At 61.7% G+C, this 19,972-nt stretch carries 23 protein-coding genes; 7 read left to right on the forward strand and 16 right to left on the reverse strand.

The window, feature by feature from the left end; all coding sequences use genetic code 11:
• Positions 1–12 precede the first annotated feature (12 nt).
• From EOB49_RS19035 to EOB49_RS19055, 5 genes are all read left to right on the forward strand, one after another.
• Positions 13–1,245, forward strand: coding sequence for a glycosyltransferase 87 family protein (locus EOB49_RS19035; protein ID WP_127381900.1), 1,233 nt, complete (start codon positions 13–15; stop codon positions 1,243–1,245).
• Entirely contained in the window at positions 1,242–2,000 is a 759-nt protein-coding gene (locus EOB49_RS19040; RefSeq protein ID WP_127381901.1) for an FkbM family methyltransferase, read from the forward strand. The genes EOB49_RS19035 and EOB49_RS19040 overlap by 4 nt, the downstream gene beginning before the upstream one ends.
• 159 nt (positions 2,001–2,159) lie before the next feature.
• Positions 2,160–4,721: an FAD-dependent oxidoreductase gene (locus EOB49_RS19045; protein WP_127381902.1), complete on the forward strand. Its 2,562-nt coding sequence runs from the start codon at positions 2,160–2,162 to the stop codon at positions 4,719–4,721.
• Between the two features lie 93 nt (positions 4,722–4,814).
• Positions 4,815–5,663 (forward strand): DUF1194 domain-containing protein, encoded by an 849-nt coding sequence (locus tag EOB49_RS19050; protein ID WP_127381903.1) that lies wholly within the window; start codon positions 4,815–4,817, stop codon positions 5,661–5,663.
• Between the two features lie 167 nt (positions 5,664–5,830).
• The gene (locus EOB49_RS19055; RefSeq protein ID WP_023812325.1) at positions 5,831–6,172 is read left to right on the forward strand and encodes a peptidase inhibitor family I36 protein; all 342 of its coding nucleotides are present in this window, start codon (positions 5,831–5,833) and stop codon (positions 6,170–6,172) included.
• Positions 6,173–6,209: 37 nt separating this feature from the next.
• On the opposite strand, the gene EOB49_RS19060 is transcribed toward EOB49_RS19055, so the two are convergent.
• From EOB49_RS19060 to EOB49_RS19085, 5 genes are all read right to left on the reverse strand, one after another.
• Positions 6,210–6,701 carry a GNAT family N-acetyltransferase gene (locus tag EOB49_RS19060; RefSeq protein ID WP_127381904.1) on the reverse strand — a complete coding sequence of 164 codons (492 nt, stop codon included), beginning with the start codon at positions 6,699–6,701 and terminating at the stop codon, positions 6,210–6,212.
• A complete protein-coding gene (locus EOB49_RS19065) occupies positions 6,698–6,988 on the reverse strand; it encodes a DUF1778 domain-containing protein (protein ID WP_127317915.1) in 291 nt (96 codons plus the stop codon). The genes EOB49_RS19060 and EOB49_RS19065 overlap by 4 nt, the downstream gene beginning before the upstream one ends.
• 72 nt (positions 6,989–7,060) lie before the next feature.
• Positions 7,061–7,999, reverse strand: a complete 939-nt coding sequence (locus tag EOB49_RS19070; RefSeq protein WP_348625597.1) for a GlxA family transcriptional regulator — start codon at positions 7,997–7,999, stop codon at positions 7,061–7,063.
• Between the two features lie 345 nt (positions 8,000–8,344).
• Entirely contained in the window at positions 8,345–8,479 is a 135-nt protein-coding gene (locus EOB49_RS38635) for a hypothetical protein (protein ID WP_013531161.1), read from the reverse strand.
• Positions 8,480–8,817: 338 nt separating this feature from the next.
• Positions 8,818–9,003 carry a hypothetical protein gene (locus tag EOB49_RS19085; protein ID WP_032930657.1) on the reverse strand — a complete coding sequence of 62 codons (186 nt, stop codon included), beginning with the start codon at positions 9,001–9,003 and terminating at the stop codon, positions 8,818–8,820.
• Between the two features lie 217 nt (positions 9,004–9,220).
• Here EOB49_RS19085 and EOB49_RS19090 point away from each other — a divergent pair, with 217 nt between their 5' ends.
• The gene (locus EOB49_RS19090; protein ID WP_013531163.1) at positions 9,221–10,120 is read left to right on the forward strand and encodes a LysR substrate-binding domain-containing protein; all 900 of its coding nucleotides are present in this window, start codon (positions 9,221–9,223) and stop codon (positions 10,118–10,120) included.
• Between the two features lie 26 nt (positions 10,121–10,146).
• Here EOB49_RS19090 and EOB49_RS19095 read toward each other — a convergent pair whose 3' ends face one another.
• The 10 genes from EOB49_RS19095 to EOB49_RS19140 all read right to left on the reverse strand — a co-directional run bounded on the left by EOB49_RS19095 (position 10,147) and on the right by EOB49_RS19140 (position 19,276).
• On the reverse strand, positions 10,147–11,094 hold the full coding sequence (locus EOB49_RS19095) for an alpha/beta hydrolase (protein ID WP_127317949.1): 948 nt from the start codon (positions 11,092–11,094) through the stop codon (positions 10,147–10,149).
• A gap of 232 nt (positions 11,095–11,326) precedes the next feature.
• Positions 11,327–11,512: a hypothetical protein gene (locus EOB49_RS19100; RefSeq protein ID WP_127271300.1), complete on the reverse strand. Its 186-nt coding sequence runs from the start codon at positions 11,510–11,512 to the stop codon at positions 11,327–11,329.
• A 188-nt stretch (positions 11,513–11,700) separates the two neighbouring features.
• The gene (locus tag EOB49_RS19105) at positions 11,701–13,851 is read right to left on the reverse strand and encodes an ASKHA domain-containing protein (protein ID WP_127381906.1); all 2,151 of its coding nucleotides are present in this window, start codon (positions 13,849–13,851) and stop codon (positions 11,701–11,703) included.
• Positions 13,802–14,776: a methyltetrahydrofolate cobalamin methyltransferase gene (locus tag EOB49_RS19110; RefSeq protein WP_127381907.1), complete on the reverse strand. Its 975-nt coding sequence runs from the start codon at positions 14,774–14,776 to the stop codon at positions 13,802–13,804. The genes EOB49_RS19105 and EOB49_RS19110 overlap by 50 nt, the downstream gene beginning before the upstream one ends.
• A gap of 82 nt (positions 14,777–14,858) precedes the next feature.
• Positions 14,859–15,950, reverse strand: coding sequence for a methylenetetrahydrofolate reductase (locus tag EOB49_RS19115; RefSeq protein WP_127271737.1), 1,092 nt, complete (start codon positions 15,948–15,950; stop codon positions 14,859–14,861).
• Positions 15,947–16,585 (reverse strand): methylenetetrahydrofolate reductase C-terminal domain-containing protein, encoded by a 639-nt coding sequence (locus tag EOB49_RS19120; protein ID WP_127381908.1) that lies wholly within the window; start codon positions 16,583–16,585, stop codon positions 15,947–15,949. Before EOB49_RS19120 ends, EOB49_RS19115 begins: the two co-directional genes overlap by 4 nt.
• On the reverse strand, positions 16,578–16,880 hold the full coding sequence (locus tag EOB49_RS19125; protein WP_023812316.1) for a virulence factor: 303 nt from the start codon (positions 16,878–16,880) through the stop codon (positions 16,578–16,580). The genes EOB49_RS19120 and EOB49_RS19125 overlap by 8 nt, the downstream gene beginning before the upstream one ends.
• A 203-nt stretch (positions 16,881–17,083) precedes the next feature.
• Complete coding sequence (locus EOB49_RS19130) at positions 17,084–17,863, reverse strand: formyl transferase (RefSeq protein ID WP_127271185.1); 780 nt, start codon at positions 17,861–17,863, stop codon at positions 17,084–17,086.
• A 93-nt stretch (positions 17,864–17,956) separates the two neighbouring features.
• Complete coding sequence (locus EOB49_RS19135) at positions 17,957–18,532, reverse strand: DUF4893 domain-containing protein (RefSeq protein ID WP_127317921.1); 576 nt, start codon at positions 18,530–18,532, stop codon at positions 17,957–17,959.
• A gap of 114 nt (positions 18,533–18,646) precedes the next feature.
• Positions 18,647–19,276 carry a DUF1638 domain-containing protein gene (locus EOB49_RS19140; protein ID WP_127381909.1) on the reverse strand — a complete coding sequence of 210 codons (630 nt, stop codon included), beginning with the start codon at positions 19,274–19,276 and terminating at the stop codon, positions 18,647–18,649.
• Positions 19,277–19,340: 64 nt separating this feature from the next.
• On the opposite strand from EOB49_RS19140, the gene EOB49_RS19145 reads away from it, so the two are divergent.
• Positions 19,341–19,481 (forward strand): entericidin A/B family lipoprotein, encoded by a 141-nt coding sequence (locus EOB49_RS19145; RefSeq protein WP_023812312.1) that lies wholly within the window; start codon positions 19,341–19,343, stop codon positions 19,479–19,481.
• 84 nt (positions 19,482–19,565) lie between these two features.
• Here the strand turns inward: EOB49_RS19145 and EOB49_RS19150 are convergent.
• Positions 19,566–19,972, reverse strand: a 407-nt coding sequence (locus tag EOB49_RS19150) for a cobalamin-dependent protein (protein ID WP_206526122.1), incomplete at its 5' end; no start/stop codon positions are given.

Raw genomic sequence — 19,972 nt, forward strand, 5'->3', positions numbered from 1 at the left:
CTGGATACAACGATGCTGACCAAGTCGCCCGCTCCACAAAACCCAGTCGACCGGCTCACCGAGCCCGTTCTGACGTGGGGCGAGGGGACTTATGCGCGGCTGGCAGCACCGATCGGCGCGGCGGCTTTCGCGCTTTACATTCTTTTTACAGCGTTCACCGCATGGGTGATGCCCGACGCCAACTGGGACATGCTGCCCTATCTCGCTATAGCGGAGGAAGGCACCTATCCCGATGCACAGGCGCTGCATGACTATGCCTACAGCACTGTCAAATCGTGCGTGTCCGCAGGCGACTATAAGGCGCTGACCGACGATGGCGGCGGCTTCCGCAGTCACATGGCGGAGAATGCCGCCGACTTCCATTCACTGCTCGGCATGTACCGGATCAAATTTCTCTACGCCGAGATACTGTCGACGATGAGCGCGGTGATGTCGCCAGTCGAGGCGATGCGCCTGGTCTCAGTGTTCTCGGTTCTGCTATTCGGCGTGATCGCGCTGCTGTGGCTGCGCTCGGAAAAGGCATTGGCTTTGGCGCCAGCGGTCGGCGCGGTGCTGATCATGGCCGATTTCGGCGATGCGGCGCGCGCCTCGACGCCGGATCTGCTCACGTCGGCGCTGTTGCTGGGTGGACTTTACGCCTATGTCCGCGGCCGCGAGGTGGCGACCGCGATCCTGCTCTTCCTCGCCTTCATGGTGCGCCCGGACAATATTGTTTTCCTTGCTGTTTTTGCCGTGCTGCTGGTCGCCTTCCGGCAGAAATCGTGGGGCGCGCTGGCCGGTTTTGCGGCTTCTTTCGTCGCCTATTTCGCCATATCGCACTGGGCCCATCATCCCGGCTGGTGGCCGCATCTGTGGTTCTCCAGCATCGAGCAGCATTACAATATGGACGGGTTCGAGCCGCCATTCTCGGTCACCGCCTATCTCAGGGCGTTTGCCGCCTCGCTGCTGCGCGCCGTCAGCTTGAACAGCTGGGTCGGCGTGTCGGTGCTGGCACTGGCCGGCTGGTTTGCCGCCGCCCGCGCCGGCTTCCGCCTCGACCGCCGCGCCGGCATCCTGTTTGCGGCACTGGTGCTCGGCGCGCTGGCGAAGTTCACCGTCTTTCCGATCCACGACACGCGCATCTATTTCCCGCATCTGATCCCGCCATTCCTGCTGCTGGCGACGCCGTTCATGGCGCTGTGGGCAGCCGCGGCTCGTGGCCAGAATCGCGCGCCCTTGCCAATCATTCCCGGAGACAAGCGATGAGTTCGCTATCCAGCCTGGCGCGCGTTGCCCTGTCGCTTGGTCTACCAAGTGGTGTTCTCGATCGCGGGCCGTCGCTGCGCGGCACGAAGTTCCTGGCCAGGGCGGCGCTGAAGGCGCGATTTGGTGGGGCAGGGCGACCGTTCCAGATGGTCAATGTCGGTGCCTGCGACGGTGCGCTGTTCGACGATGTGACGCCGTGGCTGCACCGCATAGCTGGCGCACGCGCGATGCTGGTCGAGCCGATCCCGTACAATCAGAAACGACTGCGCGCCAACTACCCCGACACCAGCCGGTTCATCATCGAGCCGGTGGCGGTGACGAAGACAAAGGGCACGATCACCGTCCACACTTTCGATGCCGCCGCGCTCGAGGCCGGCACGTTGCCCATCGAGTTCATCGGCTGCTCGTCGGTCACCGACACCAATCTGATGTCGGGCAAGAATGCCTGGGGCGAGGCCGACGCCAACTTCAACAAGTTCGCGCCGCATCTCAGGGACATCGAGGTGCCATCCGAGACCTTGCAGACGCTGCTCGACCGCAACGGCATCACCCATATCGACGCCTTTCTCGTCGATTGCGAGGGCGCCGACTGGATAGTCTTCGAACAGCTCGACCTCAAGCGCTACCGTCCCGGCATGATCAAGGTCGAGGTCGGCGCGCTGCCCGCGGCCGAGATCGGCCAGGTCGTGGTCAAGCTGAAGACCTCAGGCTATCAGGTCGGCTTCCAGGCCGAAGACGTCTGGGCGTTTGCTTGAGTTAGCGTCCACCTCGAAAAGCGAACTGTCCAAGGCGCCCGACAGGAAGCATTCTGCCGTCTGGTCGCTCGGCTTTTTGCCAATGTCGCAAACAGGCTTCAATCGTGCTGCTGCTCCGCCTTATAGTCCGCGCGCTTTATCACTTTGGAGTCGCGGGCAATGGCAGAGTTTCCGAAAAAGGCGAAGGTCGTCATCGTCGGCCTGGGCGGTATCGTAGGCGCATCGATCGCCCATCATCTGATCGAACGCGGCTGGGACGACATTGTCGGCATCGACAAATCAGGCATCCCGACCGACATCGGCTCGACGGCGCACGCCTCCGACTTCTGCTACACGACCAGCCACGATTTCCTGTCGTGCTGGACGACGCTCTACTCCATCGATTTCTACGAGAAGATGGGCCACTACGCCCGCATCGGCGGCCTTGAGGTCGCGCGCGTCGGCGATGACAGCCGCATGGAAGAGATCAAGCGAAAGATCGCCTCCGCAAAGGCGTTTGGCACGCGCGCCCGTCTGATCGAACCGGCCGAGATCAAGGAGAAATTTCCACTCATCGAAGAAGCGATTGTCCAGGGTGGCCTTTGGGATCCCGATGCCGGTCTGGTCATCCCGCGCTCGCAGACGGTCGCCGGCAAGCTGGTCGATCAGGCGGAAGCGTCCGGCAAGCTCAAATCCTTCGCCAACACGTCGGCTCGGTCGCTTGTCGTCAAGGACGGCCGCATATCAGGCGTGGTGACGGACCGCGGCACCATTGAGGCCGACTATGTCATCGTCTGCGCCGGGATCTGGGGCCGGCTGATCGCGGAAATGGTCGGCGAGGACCTGCCGGTCATGCCGATCGACCATCCGCTGACCTTCTTCGGCCCCTACAACGAGTTCGCCGGCACGGGCAAGGAGATCGGCTGGCCGCTGCTGCGCGACCAGGGCAACTCGGCCTATATGCGCGACACCGGCGATCCAAAGACCGCCGAGGGCGGGCAGATCGAGTGGGGTTACTACGAAGAGACCAATCCGCGCCTGTGCCATCCGCGCGACCTGCTGGAGAAGGACCAGGCGCGGCTTTCGCCCTCACAGCGCGACCTCGACATGGAGCAGATCCTGGCACCGCTCGAACGCGCCATGGAACTGACGCCGATCCTCGGCGAACTCGGCTACAATGAGAGCCATTCCTTCAACGGGCTTCTCCAGGTGACGGCTGATGGCGGCCCGTCCATGGGCGAAAGCCAGAAGGTGCGGGGCCTTTGGTATGCCGTCGCCATCTGGGTCAAGGACGGTCCCGGCATGGGCAAGCTGATCGCCGACTGGATGACCGACGGCCGCACCGCGATCGATCACCATGCCATCGACTATGCACGGTTCTATCCGCACCAGACCAAGGAGCAATTCATCTGGGATCGCTGCACCGAGACCGCGATGAAGGTCTACAATCCGGCGGTGCATCCGCGCGAGCCGTTCTCCAAGGCCCGCAATATCAGGCGCTCGCCGTTCTGGGAGCGCGAGAAGGAACTTGGCGGTTATTTCATGGAGCTCGGCGGCTGGGAGCGCGCCCACGGCTATGCCGCCAACGAGCATCTCCTGGAAAAATACGGCAACCGCGTGCCGGTGCGCGAGAACGAGTGGGACAACCGCCATTTCTGGCGCGTCTCCAATGCCGAGCATCTCGCCATGAGCGAGGATTGCGGCATCGTCAACCTGTCGCATTTCGCCATGTACGACATCGAAGGTCCCGACCATGTCGCGCTGCTGGAATGGCTGTGCGCGGCCAAGATCGGCGGCGACAACAACATCGGCAAGGGCATCTACACCCACTTCCTCGACGAGGAAGGCATGGTGCGCGCCGACTTTACCGTCATCCGCATGGCCGACCGCTGTCGTTTGATCGACGGCGCGGACGCCGGTCCGCGCGACTTCCAGTACATGCGCCGCACAGCACAGGACAAAGGTTTCGACGTCACTATCACCGACGTGACCGAGAAATACGTCACTATCGGCATCTGGGGGCCGAACGCCCGGGCGACCTTGCAGAAGGTGGTCGAAAATCCGGACGGGCTCTCTGTTGAGAACTTCCCATTCGCGGCGATCAAGCCGGTCCGCATCGGCGGCAAGGACGTCACCGCTTTCCGCATCTCCTATGTCGGCGAGCAGGGCTGGGAACTGCACATGCGCTACGAGGACGGCCTGGCCGTCTGGGACGCCTTGCGCTCGACCGGCGTGATGCCCTTCGGCGTTGAGACCTATGCCAACACGCGCCGCATGGAAAAGAGCCTGCGGCTGCAGAACGCCGACCTTTTGACCGAGTACAATCTGCTCGAAGCCGATCTTGCGCGTCCGAAGGTCAAGGAGAACGATTTCTGCGGCAAGGCCAAGCATGTCGAATATCGCGCCCGCGAGCACCAGCCGGCCATGCTGTGCACGCTGGTGATGACCGAGAATGTCGATGCGAAGGGCGTGGCCCGCTATCCGGTCGGCACGATGCCGGTGATGGACCCGAAGACCGGCGAAACGCTGGTCGACGACCTCGGCCGCCGGTCCTTCACCACCTCGATGGCGTACGGGCCGACCGTCGGCAAGAATATCGGTCTTGCCTATTTGCCGTGGGCGTACGCCCAGGAAGGCCGCAAGCTCATGATCGAGTATTTCGGCGAGACCTATCCAGTCGAAGTCGCCGCCGTCGGCTACAAGCCGCTCTACGATCCGGAGAATTTGAAGCCGCGCAGCTGATTGCTGGCAGGCGCAAGGGCATAAAGGCAAAAGCCTGGCCATCGGCCGGGCTTTTCTCTTTTTAAGCCGGCGGTTTTCGCTTACCCTTGCGGAATGTCTGCTTTTGCCTGTGCTAGACATTTGCTTTCGGGCTGTGCCGCGTTCGCGCTGACGCTTTGGTTGGCGCCGGCGTCCCTTGCTGACGAGCCCGTCGATGTCGAGCTGGTGCTGGCCGTCGATGTCTCGCTGTCGATGTCACCGGACGAACTCGAGATCCAGCGTCACGGTTACGCAGCGGCGCTGACGCACGACAATGTGCTGCAGGCCATTGCAGATGGCGCCCATGGCAAGATCGCCGTCACCTATGTCGAATGGGCCGGTACCACCTGGCAGCGCGTCATCGTGCCGTGGACGGTGATCGCCAGCCGCACCGACGCGGAGCGCGTGGTTGCGCAATTGTCCGCTCAGCCGCCCAACAGCGCGCGGCGCACCTCGATCTCCGGAGCGCTGGAGTTCGGCAACGACCTGTTCGCCGAAAGCGGCTACCGAGGCACGAAGCGGGTCATCGACATTTCGGGCGACGGCCCCAACAACCAGGGTGCGCCGGTCAACCTGATCCGCGATGGGCTGATCAAGCAAGGCATCGTCATCAACGGCTTGCCGCTGATGACACGAGGCGGCTTCACCGGTGCCTACGACGTCAGCAATCTCGATCGCTACTACAGCGACTGTGTCATTGGCGGTCCCGGAGCCTTCATGATCCCGGTCAATGACTGGACGCAGTTTCCCGAAGCCATTCGCCGCAAGCTGGTGCTGGAACTCGCCGGTCCGGCCTCGCCGCAATGGGCGGCGGAAGAAGCCGCGCATCCGCCGGTGATATTGGCGCAGGAGAGGTCCACCACCGACTGTCTGGTCGGTGAGAAAATGTGGCGAAACCGCAGTTGGATGTTCGACAGCCGCTAAAGCTCTTCTCCGTTGAGCGTGATCTTTGGCCGAACCGGGTCCCATTCTTGCCCCGCTGCCTACCTGTTCGGGCTTACGCTCCAGGCTTGCCTCCGCTACCGAAGCAGTGGCAAACTGGGCGGGCCGCGTAATCCAGCCAGGAGCGCGGCCAAACCGAGGAAACACCGATGAGACGTCTTGCCATCCTGACCGCAGTCGCGTCTGTGCTTTATGCCGACGTCGCCAGCGCCCAATACAACCAGGCTGCCTGCATCATGTTCGAGAACGGGAATTTTCGCGGGCGGTCCATCGGCATGGGTGCCGAGGATTCCGTAAATTTTCGTGGCGGCCAGTTTTGGAATGACCGTGTGTCGTCGGTGATCGTCCGCCGCGGCTGCACGCTCGTGGCCTATGAGGATTCTCGGATGGGCGGCCGCTCGATCGAGATCACGCGCAGGATCCGCAATTTGGGCGGCAGTGACTGGAACGACCGTATCTCCTCGGCGGAATGCACCTGCGACGACTACTGAGGTTCAGGCGGCGGAGCGTAGACCGATTACGTGTGCCTCAAAGGTTCCGTAAATCCTTTACAAGCACATAGAGGTGTAGCGGGTCGGTTGGGGATTGAATGAAACCATAACGCTCGTAAAAGGCGCGGGCATTGTGATCCTTGGCATGTACGGTCACCGCGCGGATGCCTGCAATGTCAGCCGCCTGCAGGCTGCGCAGGATGGCATCGCGCAGCATTCCGCCGCCAACGCCTTTGCCCTGCCAGTTCAGGCTGACCGCGAGACGCGCCAGCAGCATTATCGGAACCGGATGGCGCGCAAGGCCTTTCGTCAACCGCTCGGGCGCACCATCATAGGCGACTTCACCAACCACGAGCGTATAGAAGCCGACCACATCTTCGCAGGAGAGACCAATATAGGTTTGCGAAGCATTTGCTTGCTGGTTTTGAAGTGCGTACCTGGCGAGAAACCTATTGAGCGGCAGTTCGCCGCAATCGAACACATCCACCAAATGCGTGCGAGCCAGTTTCTCGATACGAAACCGGCTCACGCTGGATCGCGGCCGGAAAAGATGCTCGGTTCACTCAGCAGGCGCTTCAGGCGCGGAAGATCTCGCGTGGGGGCATCCAGCGCCGCGATGAACGCAGCCCATTTTTCTGCGTCGAGGGAGAAGCTGTGTCGGTCCGCCAGTGTTTCCTCGGCGCGCCCAAGTGCACTTTCAAGGACAAAATCACTCAGCGAACGGCGTTCAACGGCGGCTGCGGTCGCGAGCGTCCGCTTTGCTTCGACGGTAAGACGCAAGTCCAGTTTTTCGGATCGAGTCGTTCTCGTGGTCATGTGACACCTTTCGACATAAGGATATCACATTTTGCCAGACAATGTCATGACAATTGTCTAAGGGATATCGGATCAGGCCGCCAGCAGCTGCTTGCGGTCGACGCGCTCCTGCTGCGGCGAGCGGGCGTAGAGTTCTCGGTAGCATTTGGAGAAATGCGAGGCCGAGACGAAGCCGCAGGCGACCGCCACCTCGACCACCGGCATCGACGACTGGATCAGCAGATGTCGGGCGCGGTCAAGCCGGATTTCGAGATAATAGCGGGCGGGGGAGCGGCCCATCTCGGTGCGGAACAGCCGCTCGATCTGGCGGCGCGACAGGTCGACATGGTCGGCGATCTCGATCAGTGACAGCGGCTCCGACAGATTGCCCTCCATCAGTTCGATGATGGTCAGCACTTTCGAGTTCTGGACGCCGAGGCGGGCGCGTAGTGGCAGGCGCTGGCGGTCGGTGGGGCTGCGCACGCGGTCGGTCAGCACTTGCTCGCAGACGCGGTTGACGAGGTTCTCGTCAAAGTCGTCGCCGATCAGCTTCAGCATCATGTCGAGCGCGGCGGTGCCGCCGGCGCAGGTGTAGATGTTCTGGTCGATCTCGAAGAGGTCGGCAAAGACATTGGCCTTCGGGAACGCCTCGGAAAAGCCCGGCAGGTTCTCCCAGTGGATGGCGCAGCGTTTGTTGGACAGCAGGCCGGCGGCGGCGAGGATATGCGCGCCGGTGCACAGGCCGCCGACGGCGACGCCGCGATTGTATTCCTCGCGCAGCCAGGCGAAGGCGGACTTGTTCTGGTAGCGCTCGACATTGATGCCGCTGCAGACGATGGCCATATTCGGCCGGTCGGGACCTGCCATCTTCTTGCGTTCATCCTCGAGCGACGTGTTGACCGCGCATTCGACCCCGTTCGAGGCGCGCACCGGCTTGCCGTCGATGCTGGCGAGGCGCCAGCGATAGGCCTCGTAGCCGAGCATGCGATTGGCCGAACGCAACGGGTCTAGCGCGGTCGCAAAAGCGATCATGGTGAAATCGGGAATAAGGAAGAATACAAACGATCGCTTGATCGGATGCTTTACGGCGTTCAAGGGAACCTCACACAGCCATGGCGCGAACAGGATGTCGCGAATAGCATAGCGACATCAGGAAAAACCATGTCTGTCAATCGGCTACGCCGCTACGACAAGATTAAATTTGCGACATGGGTCGCAAATGGGCAATCGGCGTGCAGCGAGCCCTGGAAGTGGCACGAACTGTTCAAGGGACGGGCAACGTACTGCCTGCGCGCGAAACAAAAACGCCGCCTTGGCTGGAGCCAGGCGGCGTTACAGTTTTAAAGCAGCGGCAGGGATGCGCTGCCCCTAAAATCTTCAGGCGACGAAGCCGAGGCGCGCCGCATTCATGGCGCCGGTCTGGCCGGGCATAGTGTTGGCGAGACGCTGACGCTCGAGAGCGGTGGTCAGGTTCATTTCGCGGCGGGCAAAGAGGCGTGCAAAAAGCTTCATAATCATCTCCATTTGTTGCTCAGACGGGTCGCCTTCGCTTGATGGAGTGGGGCAGCTCGTTTGCTGGCGCCGATATAGGCTTGTGTAAGCAGAAACTAAATCGCAAAAGCGAAGCGCTTGATATGAAATGCGACATCGGTTGCGACAGATTTGGGCAAGGTGCCCAAAATTTACGATTATTTACAAGGGATTAATTGAAAAGAGGGCTGCCATGCGGCTTTCTCATATGCGTCATGCGCTGGAAACATGGCTCTAAAAATTCATTTGAGTGCAAATAAAATAGAGAAGGCCTGCCGGGCGGTTTGCGCGGCAGGCCTTCAGCACATGGTACACACGATCTACTTTGCTCCAGCCCAGGATCCGACGCCGTTGCGAGTACCGGTCTTGGTATCGGAAGCTTCAGGCCAGCCGATGTCCTTCTGCAGTTCGATCGGCAGGGAGCGGATAGCGCGTTCAGTCTGGTAGCGGGCGCGCGCCGCGCTGAATTCGGTCGCGATGCGACCAAGGGACGACAGGATAGACATCTCTTTCTCCTTTAGGTTGGCTAGTGCCAGACAGCGAGTTGGCTACTGCGGGTTTGTTTCAACTTCATTTCGTGTCGAATGCAGGTCTGTGCGAGGTCGTTTCATGGCTGCTTGTGGCAGCTACTGCTTCGATGGAGTTGACTATCCTCCCAATCTGATGTTCAATCAAACGAAATGGAATGATGCTTTGTATCAGAAAAATTGAAGGTCGGTTGCCATGAACGCCCCGCTCAATCATCCGCTGCCGCTGCTCGATCTCGATGTTTTGCGCACGTTCGTGGCGATTGCCGAGACCGGCAGCTTCACCACCGCCGCCAATGCCGTGTTCCGCACGCCGTCAGCCGTTTCCATGCAGATCAAGAAGCTTGAGGACATTCTCGGCCGCTCCGTGTTCGCGCGCGACGCTCGCTCGGTGTCGCTGACGACGGACGGCGAGATGCTGCTCGGCTATGCCCGCCGGCTGCTGTCCATCAATCGCGAGGTGGTGTCGAAGTTCATCATTCCCGAGATTGTCGGTGTGGTGCGGCTTGGCTCGCCGGATGATTACGGTGAGCGCGTGCTGCCGCATGTATTGAAGCGTTTCGCGCAGTCGCATCCGTCGATCGCCGTCGACGTCACCATAGACCAGAGCAGCAATCTGCGCCGGCGCATGGACGACCGGGCGCTCGACATCACGCTGTTGACCAATTCCTACAAGACCAGCGCGCTCGGCGCCGAGGTGCTGCTGACCGAACCGATCGTCTGGGCCGGTGCCAAGGGCGGCTGCGCGCATCTGCGCGAGCCGCTGCCGGTGTCGCTTTGGGAAGAGGGCTGCGCCTGGCGCGCCGGCGCGCTCGACGCGCTTGGCCGCGAGGGCCGCAACTACCGCATCGCCTATATGAGCGCACACACGGCCGGCCAGCGCGCCGCGATCATGTCCGATCTCGCCGTGGCGCCATTGCCGAAGTCGTTCCTCGGCAATGACATGGTCGAACTCTGCCCGAAGGACGGCATGCCCGACATCGGGACCTACAATCTGGCAATGGTGGTGGCGCCGGATGCCAGTGCCCCGGTCAAGGCCGTTGCCGACCACATCCGCGCGACTTTCGAAGTCTTCCGGGAAACCGGCAAGTTCTGACCGGCTGGTAGGACGATAGTATAAAGCTACTCCGCCGCTTCGGCGGGGCGCTGTTCAGGCCTTACTCTCGTATCGTGCACGATCCGGCTCTCCCCGAGAAAGGCGACGATGCGCTCGCGGGCGCGCCGGGCTTCCGGCATGTCAATCAGCGGCCAGACGTGGAACATGCCTTCCTCATAGACAAGATCGATTTCAACGCCGGCTGCGCGGGCTTTTTCGGCGAAGATCAGATTGTCGGGAGTCAAAAGATCGCGCGAGCCGGTCAAAAGCAGCGTTCTTGGCAGCACGGACAGATCTCCATAGACCGGGCTGATGTGCCAGTCGCTGGGATCGATGCCGGCACTGTACAGGCGAATCGCCTCCCTTCCGCCAGCTATGCCCAGCCAAGGGTCGTTGCGTTCCGCCTCGAACACTGCGGGGTTGGTGAGCGACACGTCGAGACCCGGCGAAATGAGCACATGCCGCGACGGCAGGGGCAGTCCTTCTTCGGCGACCATCATGGTCAGCACCACAGCCATATTGCCGCCGGCGGAATCGCCCATGAAGACGATGTCTTCGGCTTCCGTCTCGGCGAGCATCTGCCGGTAGACATCGCCAACCATTCCGAACATGGCATGGAAATCGTGTTCGGGAGCGATTGGATAGATCGGCACCGTGATCCCGTAGCCCAGCCGATCCGCCATCTCGGCGATCAGGTGCCAATGATAGGGTGTGATTTCAAAGACATAGGCACCGCCGTGCAAGTAGAGAATCCGCTTCTGCTCGCCGGTCCTGGGTGCGATTTCGTAGACGGGGAAGCCATCGACCGTATGCATCTCGATGTCGAGACGCTGATGCAACGAGGCGGGCGGGCGGTGGTTCTCGGTCTTGCGCGCGGCCGCGATCCAGCGCTGCAAATTTTCCGGACTGGCAAATGCCTGCTTGCGGCTGTGCCGCAGGACGAAAGACACGACATGGCTTTTCAAACTTGGCATGCGAATACACGAACTTCGGCAAAGCCGACTAAGAGAACCCCCACTATCTTCGAAGATCGTGCCGTGGCCGAAAATGTCAAGATTTGCGCCGTATCTACACGGTGGTGTGATCCGCGCCGCGGTGCTCAGCGACGTGGTAGAAGTGCGGCACGCAGCCGGTTGCTGGTGGTCGCCGGGGACATGCGAGATCCCCGGCGCATGCCGAGCAATTTGCATTTGTCGGCGAAGGTCATCAGCGCGCGGCGCTCCAGATCGTGTTGATAAGTGCGGCCTTTTCGCTGGATCGCGGCGATACCGGCCAGCCGATATCCTTCTGGATTTCGGGCGGCAGGCTGTTCAACAGGCGTCGCGCCTTGCTGCGGTCGTGAGCATTCTTGATGGCCGTGCCATAGCGGCCGAGGTTTTCGAGCATTGACATCGTTGTCTCCTCTGGAGCGTTGCGGCGGCTGGAAAGATATCTCCAGCCTGCCATTCGATGCCGGTTGAATGCGCCTGCCATGTATCTGGCGAATTTCACGAAAACAGCTTTTTGGTTTCCGGATCAGGCGATCCGGAAACATTTGCATGCAAATGAGTTTGGAAAGGCCGTGACCTGGGCGCGGCCGCTTATTCCCGTCCACGCCTGGCGGCGTGGCCTTCGCGCGAACGCCGTCGGGGAGCGGCGTCGCCGGCAACGCCGTCCTCGCTGACCGTCTTGCGCGGCGGCAGTTTCACCGCTGCCGACAGCTTCGGGAACGGATCGACCTTGTTGGGCAGCGCCATGGCGTAGACGAAATGCTCCTGGAATTTCGGTTCCAGCGCCGTCTCGATCTTCTCGATCTTGCTGACCGTGTCCTCGATCTCGCGGCGATAGCCGCGATTGAGCAGCGCCATGCGCGCGCCGGCACCGGCGGCGTTGCCGACGGCCGAGACCTTGTCGAGGTCGCAATCCGGGATCAGCCCGAGCACCATGGCGTATTTCGGATCGATGAAGGAGCCGAAGGCGCCGGCGAAATGGATGCGGTCGACATGCTTGGTGTTCTGCTTTTCCATCAACAGCTTGGTGCCGGCATAAAGCGCTGCCTTGGCAAGCTGAATGGCGCGCACATCGGTCTGGGTGATGGTGATCTTCGGCCCATCTTCCGTCAATGCGGCAGAGCCTTTCTTCAGCACGTAGGAGAAGGTGCGGCCGTTGGCGGTGACGCGCGGCGAACGGGCCGTAAGCCCGCCGTCGATGACGCCGTCCTCGGAAATGATGCCGGCGAGATACATCTCCGCCACCACTTCGATGATGCCGGAACCGCAGATGCCGGTGACGCCGGTTGCCTGGACGCTTTCCAGGAAGCCCGGCTCGTCGGACCACAGCTCAGAGCCGATGACGCGGTATTTTGGTTCCAGCGTATCGGGATCGATGCGCACGCGCTCGATGGCGCCGGGTGCGGCCCGCTGGCCGCCGGAGATTTCGGCACCCTCGAAGGCCGGGCCGGTGGGCGAGGAGGCTGCAACCACACGCTGGCGATTGCCGAGTACGATCTCGGCATTGGTACCGACATCGACGATCAGCATCATCTCGTCCTGGCGATGCGGGCCTTCCGACAGCGTCACCGCCGCCGCGTCCGCTCCGACATGGCCGGCGATGCAAGGCAGCATGTAGAGCCTGGCGCCCTGGTTGAGCTTCAGGCCGATGTCGGATGCCTTGATATGCACCGCACCTGAGACAGCCAGCGCAAAGGGCGCGCCGCCAAGCTCGGTCGGATCGATGCCGAGGAACAGATGGTGCATGATCGGATTGCCGACGAAGACGCTGTCCAGGATGTCGTTGCGCTGGACATTGCCTTCGGCGCAGACCTTTTCGACCAGCCCGGAGATTGCCTCACGCACGGCGACCGTCATGCCTTCGCGGCCGTCAGGATTCATCATCACATAGGAGACGCGGCTCATCAGATCCTCGCCGAAGCGGATCTGCGGGTTCGAGGTGCCGGAGGAGGCGGCGACGCGACCCGACAGCAGCGACACCAGATGCATGGCGATGGTGGTCGAGCCGATGTCGCAGGCGAGACCGTAGGCCTCGTTCTTGAGGCCGGGCCAAAGTGCTACGACGCGCGCGGTCTCCGAATCGGTATCCTTGTAGATGGCGGCGGTCGCGGTCCAGTTGCCCTTGCGCAGGATGCCTTGCACCTGCGGCAGCAGATGAAAATCGAAATCGAGGCTTTTCAGGCCCCAGTCGTGCATCAGCGCGATCTTCAGCCGGTCGAGATCGCCAAGCGGCTTGTGCATGTCGGGTTCTTCGATCTCGACATAGCACATGCGGATCGCTGAATCGCGGGCGATCACCCTGGTGTCGGCATCCTTGCGGATGGTCTGCGCGTTGATGACCGTGTCCTGCGGCACGTCGATGACGAGGTCGCCGAGAATCTGCGCCGAGCAGGAGAGGCGGCGCCGTTCGGGCAGGCCACGGACGCGCTCATAGCGCTCTTCCTTGGCGCCCTTGGGCGTGATGTGGTCGTTGGAGGAGGTGATCTTGTGCTTGGCGAAATTGCCTTCCTGCACTTCGATCTGGCAGCGTCCGCAAGTGGCGCGTCCGCCGCAGACGCTTTCGACATAGACGCCTAGCTGGCGCGCGGCATCGAGCACCGGCGTGCCGACAGGAAAACGCCCGCGCTTGCCGGACGGCATGAACAGCACGAGCGGGTCGGTGATGTTGGCAGGTGAGTTCACGATTGCGCGCTTATCCTCGGCCCATCCGGGCCTCACGGCCGCCACGGCGGCGGCCGCCATTGCCGGCGCCGTCGCCCGGCGCATTGACCTGCGTCGGGGCGGCAACGGCCTGGCCGCCTTCGGCCGGCTTGTAATCCTTGTAGGTGCGGATCCAGGTGGTGCAGTTCTCGTCGGTGCCGTTCAGCACATTGGCGCCGCGCACGGCTTCCATTTCCTGCGGACGCACCGGGTTCATGATCGCTGATGTCATGCCGGCGCCGATCACCATCGGGATGAAGGCGGCGTTGATGCCGTGGCGATGCGGCAGGCCGAACGAGATGTTGGACAGCCCGCAGGTGGTGTTGACCTTGAGCTCTTCACGCAGGCGGCGCAGCAGCGCGAAGACCTGGCGGCCGGCATCGCCCAGCGCGCCGATCGGCATCACCAGCGGGTCGACGACGACGTCATGCGCTGGAATGCCGAAATCGGCGCAGCGCTCGACGATCTTCTTGGCGACGGCGAAACGCACGTCCGGATCCATTGAAATGCCGGTCTCGTCGTTGGAAATGGCGACGACGGGCACGTTGTACTTCTTGACCAGCGGCAGGATGGCTTCGAGCTTTTCTTCCTCGCCGGTGACGGAGTTGACCAGCGGACGGCCCTTGGCGACCTTGAGTGCGGCTTCGATCGCGGCGGTGACGGAACTGTCGATCGACAGCGGCAGGTCGACCAGCCCCTGCACGATCTCCAGCGTCTGCACCAGAAGGCCGGGTTCGGTCTCGTTCGGGTTGACAGATGTAACGCCCGCGTTGACGTCGAGCATGGTGGCGCCGCAGGCTGCCTGCTCCAATGCGTCCCGGATGACGGTGTCGAAATTGCCCGCGATCATCTCGGCGGCCAGCTTCTTGCGGCCGGTCGGGTTGATGCGTTCACCGATCACGCAGAACGGCTGGTCGAAGCCGATGATGATTTCTCGTGTCGCCGAAGCGACGATGGTACGGGTCATGGAATTCTCTCCGCCGTGATATAAAGATTTCTTTATATCGTTATCTGGTTTCGTTCAAGCGAATGGGTGGCCGTCCGCGCCGTCAATGCGCGGTCTTCACCATGTCCACCTGCGTTTCGGTAATGTCGTCGTGCAAGATGCTGTCGAGCCGGTCGGCGACAAGCTGATCGTCGCGGCGGATCTCACGTTTCCACGGCTGGCGGCCCTTCAGCACGCCCGATTCATCGACGATCTCGGCGACATATTCCTCCTGCCGGTAGGCCATCACATGGACGCCGGAAACGCCTGATATTTCCTTCACCTCGTTGATGATGTCGATGCAGAGTTGCTTGCCTTCCTTTTTCTGGTCCTGGGCGCCTTCCAGCCGCTTGATGACAGAATCGGGAATATGGATGCCCGGCACGTTCGAGCGGATCCACTTGGCCGTTTTGGCCGAGGCCAGCGGCCCGACGCCAACCAGGATGAAGCACTTTTCGGTGTAGCCGAGGTCGCGCACCTTTTGCATGTAGCTGCGGAACATCGGCACGTCGAAGCAATACTGGCTCTGCACGAACTGCGCGCCGGCGGCGATCTTCTTGCCCAGCCGATGCGGGCGGAAGTCGATCGGTGGCGCGAATGGGTTGATCGCGGCTCCGAGGAAAAGCTGCGGTGGCGTCGTCAGCTTGCGGCCGGACAGGAACTTGCCATTGTCGCGCATGATGCGGCAGGTCTCGAGCAGCGACATGCAGTCGAGGTCGAACACCGGCTTGGCGCCGGGCTGGTCGCCGGCCTGCACGCCATCGCCGGTGAGGCAAAGCATGTTGGCGACGCCCATTGCCGCCCCGCCCAGCACGTCGCCCTGGATGGCGATGCGGTTCTTGTCGCGGCAGGCGATCTGCATGATTGGCGCATAGCCCATGCGGGTCAAAAGCGCGCAAATGCCGACCGACGACATGTGGCAATTGGCGCCGGATGCATCGACGGCGTTGATGGCATCGACCCAGCCGTCGAAGATCTTGGCGCGGTTATAGACGTCTTCCGGATCGGCGCTGTCGGGCGGGTTGAGCTCGGTGGTGACGGCGAACTCGCCGCGCCGCAGGACGCGCTCCAGCCGGCCGCGCGAAGTGTGGCCGGGCAGTGGCTCGAGCGGCAGATGGATGCCGGCCGGGTTCTCGTCGATCTGGCGTCCGATCATGCCGGTGCCCCGGTGTTTGCCGTCTCATCTTTGGCGGCAGCGGCCGCTTCGCGTGCGGCGGCCGCCTGCGCGGTCACCCGCAGCCAGGCCGATGTTTCGCGCAGCGACTGGTCGACCGGCTTCTGCACGGTCAGGATCCTGTCGCCGTGCACCATGTTCTGCGAGCCTTCCCAGGCTTTGACCCAGACGCAGGGCATATCGGGCTCGACCTCGCAATTGCCGTTGGCGCGGACGCCGCCGCAAGGACCGTTGCGCAATTGCTTGGGGCAGTTCATCGGGCACGACATGCCGGTCGAGGACAATATGCACTGGCCGCACATGCGGCAGTCGAACATGAAGCCCTTGACGCGCTTCTCGACGAATTTGATCGGCCCTTCGACGCGGCCGTAACCTATGCCCTTCCACAAGGGATGGAGGAGCAGGAACATGTCGGCGAATTTGGCGTAGAACCATTCGAGTAATCGCGAGTGCCGCACAGACCATAATCTGACCGCAAAGGAACGCTGCACGCGCCGCTGCGGCGATACGTCGGCCGGCTTGTAGTCGGATTTCGGCGCTGCCTTTTTGACCAGAGTGGCCTGGGTAACCGGCTGGACAACCCTTTGGCCATCCTTGGCAGGAATGGTTTCAGACATTTTCTTTGCCGCCTGCCTTGACCAGGGCGACCAGCCGCTCGCGGTCGTATTTCGTGTCGATATCGTTGAATGCCTTCTCGACCTCGGCTTCGAGGTCATCGCCGACCGGAACGGGATCGGCCTTGCGCCATTCGGCCAGATAATCGTCGGTGCCGCCGGCGCCAGTGCGCATCGCGCACATGTCGATCGCTTCGGTGAAGCGCAGCGGCAGCTCGCGCTTGGCGTTCTGCCGGCCCTTCTTGACGATGATTTGGGCTGGGATGTCGCGCCAGTAGACGACGATCAGATCGGCCATGAATTCTCACTCCTCGTTCTGCGAGCATTGCCGGAAGCGCAGTGGGGCCGCTTGTTATGGGACGACGCGCGCGCATTCAAAAGCGACGCATTTGGATGTCGTAAAATGAAAGGTGTGATTATTCGTTTCCGGCGTCTGCCGGCGCCCGGTTCGAGGCTTCGGAAAAGCCGGCGCACGGCATGCGGATCCTGACGAGGAACGCGTTACCAGATGCCGGTTCTCAGGCCAGTCCAGAGATAGAACCAGATCGTCGGATGATACCATTGCTGTGATGGCAGGCCGGGGTCGACGGTGGTGATTTTTCCGGCCAGAACATCGCTGACCGCCTCGACGCAGATGTCGCGCGAGAACGCTGCCTGGCGCAACGCGTAGCTGGAGATGGTGTCGCCGCGTTTCGGTTGACCGCGCACCTGTTTCAGCACGGCGCCCGTATCGACGCCGGCATCGACCAGATGCACGGTGGTGCCGAAATTCTGCGGGTCGCCTGACGTCAACGCCCAATAGCCACCGTTCATGCCGCGGTATTTCGGCGTGATGCCGGCGTGATAGTTGAGCACCGGGCAAGGCATCCGGGCAAGCATGTCCTTCGACAACAGCCTGCAGCCGTTAAGGAGGACAACGCCAGGCTGGATCTTCTTGATCGCTTCGAGGCATTCCGGCCCGTTGGCTGAGGCGACATGGATGATTTCCTGATCCCGCCGCGGCTCGACCTCGAGCTTTTCCTCGGCAATCAGCCGGGCGGCATGGCTGGCGAGAAGCCGTTTGCCCAGTCTGCTGAGCACCATCGTGCCAAGTTGGCCGATGGCGGAGATCCAGCCCTGGCGGCGAGCCCGGCCGCGAAGCAATTGCTTTTTGGATTCAGGCGTTTCGAGGATGACGCTGACAGGGCCGACGCGGTCGGTGATCGCGTTGACGATAGCCCAGACATGCTGGCCTCCTCCGGTGACAACCACGATCCGCGTACTGGATTCTGATGCTGCCATGGATCTTGCCCCCTCCAAGCAACCCGTTCTCGATAATGGTCGGGATGCTAGGGCGTCCGGGTTAATCCTTGGTGATCAGCCTTCGATACACGGTCAGCGCTTGAATTCGATGATATCGAGCTTCGATTCGTAGTAGGGCGCCGGAAATTCGATGCGCCATTCCTTGGCGCTGTTGCGGAAGGCATAGCCGACCTGGTCGGTTTGCGGGCCGCTGCCATAGGGCTTTGCCGGATCATCGTTGACATAGAAGGAGCCGAGATAGATCGCGCGTTTCTCGCCATCATCGAAGAAGCGGCCCTTGGTGCGCTGCGAGCCGCTGATCTTTTCCAGCCGCCAGCCGGAACCGTCGTCTGTGACCTTGCACTTGAACCAGCCATAGATGACGAGCGGCAAAGACCCGCCGGCCTTGATGGTGCGGCACCGCCAACTGCCGGTCAGGTCCTTGTCGGAAAAGGCCACCAGCGGTTTTGCCAGCAAGGCGTCGAGTTGCTTGACCTCGGCCGCGTCTCCAGCTTTCGCCTCGGCAAGCGCCGCCTTGCGCGTCTCGCCATAATTGTCGAGCCGCTTCTTGTCGGCCGGGGTGATGAGTTTCTGTACGTCGCCATCGGCATGAGCGGGCAGGGCGAAACAGAGGAGACCGAGTGCGGCTATCAAGAGGCGAGGGGTCATCGGTGCGGTTCCACGTTCGAATGGCCTGGAGGGCCTGTTGCCTTATGGCGCACAACTTACCCGTTCTCGGCGGCCTGTCACCCAGGGTTGGAGCATAGCGGGTCAGGAATTGCTTCAGGCGTGTGCAGCCGCCTGCGCCATTCCGGCCGTCAGGTCGCCATAGCCGGTTGCGCGGCGTTCATAGACGAGACCAAGCATTCTGGCTGCCTTTTCGGCGACCTTGTCGAGTTCCGGATCATTGGTCTGGGCCAGATAGATCAGCTTCTCGTAGTTGCCGAAATAGTCCTTGATCAACTCCGGATGCTTGTCGAGGCCGAGCGGCTTCATGAAGAAGGCGTCGAACTGCCGGCAGAGGAAGTCGGTCATGTAGAAGGACATCATGTCGTCGTCGGCGACTTTCGCATAGGCCTCCATGCCTTGATAGAAGGCAAAGCAGTGCGGGCCCGCCATGCGCTCGACGCCGTGCTTCTCGCAGATGCGGTCGAGCAGGCCGCCGGTGCCGCAGTCGGCATAGCCGACGAAGATGTTGTTGTAGCCTTCGGCCTTGGCCTTTTCGATTGCCTTGTCCATGGCCGGGGCGATGCGGTCCGGATAGAAATGGAATTCTGCCGGCAGGCAGGTCAGGTCGAGGTGATCCAGTCCAAGCTGTTCCTTGACGGCCAGAATTTCGCGCGCAATCATCCCACAGGCGATAACGAGCAGCCTGTCGTCTTGATTCGGTTTCGTTTTTTGCGTCTTGGCCATGGAACCCGTCGAGCCGGCCTTCGTTGCTGTAGCGCTAATTTATCTATTGAGGGAGACACCGTCCATGAAACTGCTACGCATCACGCCAATTGCCATCTTGACCTGCGCCCTGGCCCTCACGGCTTGTGCGAACACCGTCCGAGGCGTCGGCAAGGACGTCAAATCAACCGCCAATGCGGTCGAGGACACCGTCAACAATCCCTGATCCGCACCCGGCCTTCTTCATCTGGGAACAAAAAAGCCGCGCTGCAAGGCGCGGCTTTTCCTGTTGTCCGGCCGAAATGGCCAATCAGGCCGAAGCGCGCACATTGTGCTTGCGCTTCATGAAGTCCTTGGCGGTCTCGACCGCCACTGCCGCGTCGCGGCAATAGGCATCGGCGCCGACGGCCTTGCCGAATTCCTCGTTCAGCGGCGCGCCGCCGACCAGCACGACGTAATCGTCGCGGATGCCCTTTTCCTTCATCGTGTCGATGACGACCTTCATATAGGGCATGGTCGTGGTCAGCAGTGCCGACATGCCGATGATGTCGGGCTGGTGCTGTTCGATCGCATCGAGATATTTCTCGACCGCATTGTTGATGCCGAGATCGATGACGTCGAAACCAGCACCTTCCATCATCATGCCGACGAGGTTCTTGCCGATGTCGTGGATGTCGCCCTTGACGGTGCCGATGACCATCTTGCCCTGCTTTGGCG

Source organism: Mesorhizobium sp. M7A.F.Ca.MR.148.00.0.0, from assembly GCF_003997735.1.
In the GTDB taxonomy this organism is placed as follows: Bacteria; Pseudomonadota; Alphaproteobacteria; order Rhizobiales; family Rhizobiaceae; genus Mesorhizobium.

Excerpts from the sequence above, each read along its gene's own strand:
- EOB49_RS19045 (WP_127381902.1), top strand. The coding sequence starts at position 2,160 with ATGGCAGAGTTTCCGAAAAAGGCGAAGGTCGTCATCGTCGGCCTGGGC.
- EOB49_RS19105 (WP_127381906.1), bottom strand. The coding sequence starts at position 13,851 with ATGGCGGCCGCCGCCGTGGCGGCCGTGAGGCCCGGATGGGCCGAGGAT.
- EOB49_RS19065 (WP_127317915.1), bottom strand. The coding sequence starts at position 6,988 with ATGACCACGAGAACGACTCGATCCGAAAAACTGGACTTGCGTCTTACC.
- EOB49_RS19120 (WP_127381908.1), bottom strand. The coding sequence starts at position 16,585 with ATGTCTGAAACCATTCCTGCCAAGGATGGCCAAAGGGTTGTCCAGCCG.
- EOB49_RS19035 (WP_127381900.1), top strand. The coding sequence starts at position 13 with ATGCTGACCAAGTCGCCCGCTCCACAAAACCCAGTCGACCGGCTCACC.
- EOB49_RS38635 (WP_013531161.1), bottom strand. The coding sequence starts at position 8,479 with ATGAAGCTTTTTGCACGCCTCTTTGCCCGCCGCGAAATGAACCTGACC.
- EOB49_RS19115 (WP_127271737.1), bottom strand. The coding sequence starts at position 15,950 with ATGATCGGACGCCAGATCGACGAGAACCCGGCCGGCATCCATCTGCCG.
- EOB49_RS19055 (WP_023812325.1), top strand. The coding sequence starts at position 5,831 with ATGAGACGTCTTGCCATCCTGACCGCAGTCGCGTCTGTGCTTTATGCC.
- EOB49_RS19050 (WP_127381903.1), top strand. The coding sequence starts at position 4,815 with ATGTCTGCTTTTGCCTGTGCTAGACATTTGCTTTCGGGCTGTGCCGCG.
- EOB49_RS19140 (WP_127381909.1), bottom strand. The coding sequence starts at position 19,276 with ATGGCCAAGACGCAAAAAACGAAACCGAATCAAGACGACAGGCTGCTC.
- EOB49_RS19110 (WP_127381907.1), bottom strand. The coding sequence starts at position 14,776 with ATGACCCGTACCATCGTCGCTTCGGCGACACGAGAAATCATCATCGGC.
- EOB49_RS19100 (WP_127271300.1), bottom strand. The coding sequence starts at position 11,512 with ATGTCAATGCTCGAAAACCTCGGCCGCTATGGCACGGCCATCAAGAAT.
- EOB49_RS19145 (WP_023812312.1), top strand. The coding sequence starts at position 19,341 with ATGAAACTGCTACGCATCACGCCAATTGCCATCTTGACCTGCGCCCTG.
- EOB49_RS19090 (WP_013531163.1), top strand. The coding sequence starts at position 9,221 with ATGAACGCCCCGCTCAATCATCCGCTGCCGCTGCTCGATCTCGATGTT.
- EOB49_RS19135 (WP_127317921.1), bottom strand. The coding sequence starts at position 18,532 with ATGACCCCTCGCCTCTTGATAGCCGCACTCGGTCTCCTCTGTTTCGCC.
- EOB49_RS19070 (WP_348625597.1), bottom strand. The coding sequence starts at position 7,999 with ATGATCGCTTTTGCGACCGCGCTAGACCCGTTGCGTTCGGCCAATCGC.
- EOB49_RS19040 (WP_127381901.1), top strand. The coding sequence starts at position 1,242 with ATGAGTTCGCTATCCAGCCTGGCGCGCGTTGCCCTGTCGCTTGGTCTA.
- EOB49_RS19095 (WP_127317949.1), bottom strand. The coding sequence starts at position 11,094 with ATGCCAAGTTTGAAAAGCCATGTCGTGTCTTTCGTCCTGCGGCACAGC.
- EOB49_RS19130 (WP_127271185.1), bottom strand. The coding sequence starts at position 17,863 with ATGGCAGCATCAGAATCCAGTACGCGGATCGTGGTTGTCACCGGAGGA.
- EOB49_RS19125 (WP_023812316.1), bottom strand. The coding sequence starts at position 16,880 with ATGGCCGATCTGATCGTCGTCTACTGGCGCGACATCCCAGCCCAAATC.
- EOB49_RS19085 (WP_032930657.1), bottom strand. The coding sequence starts at position 9,003 with ATGTCTATCCTGTCGTCCCTTGGTCGCATCGCGACCGAATTCAGCGCG.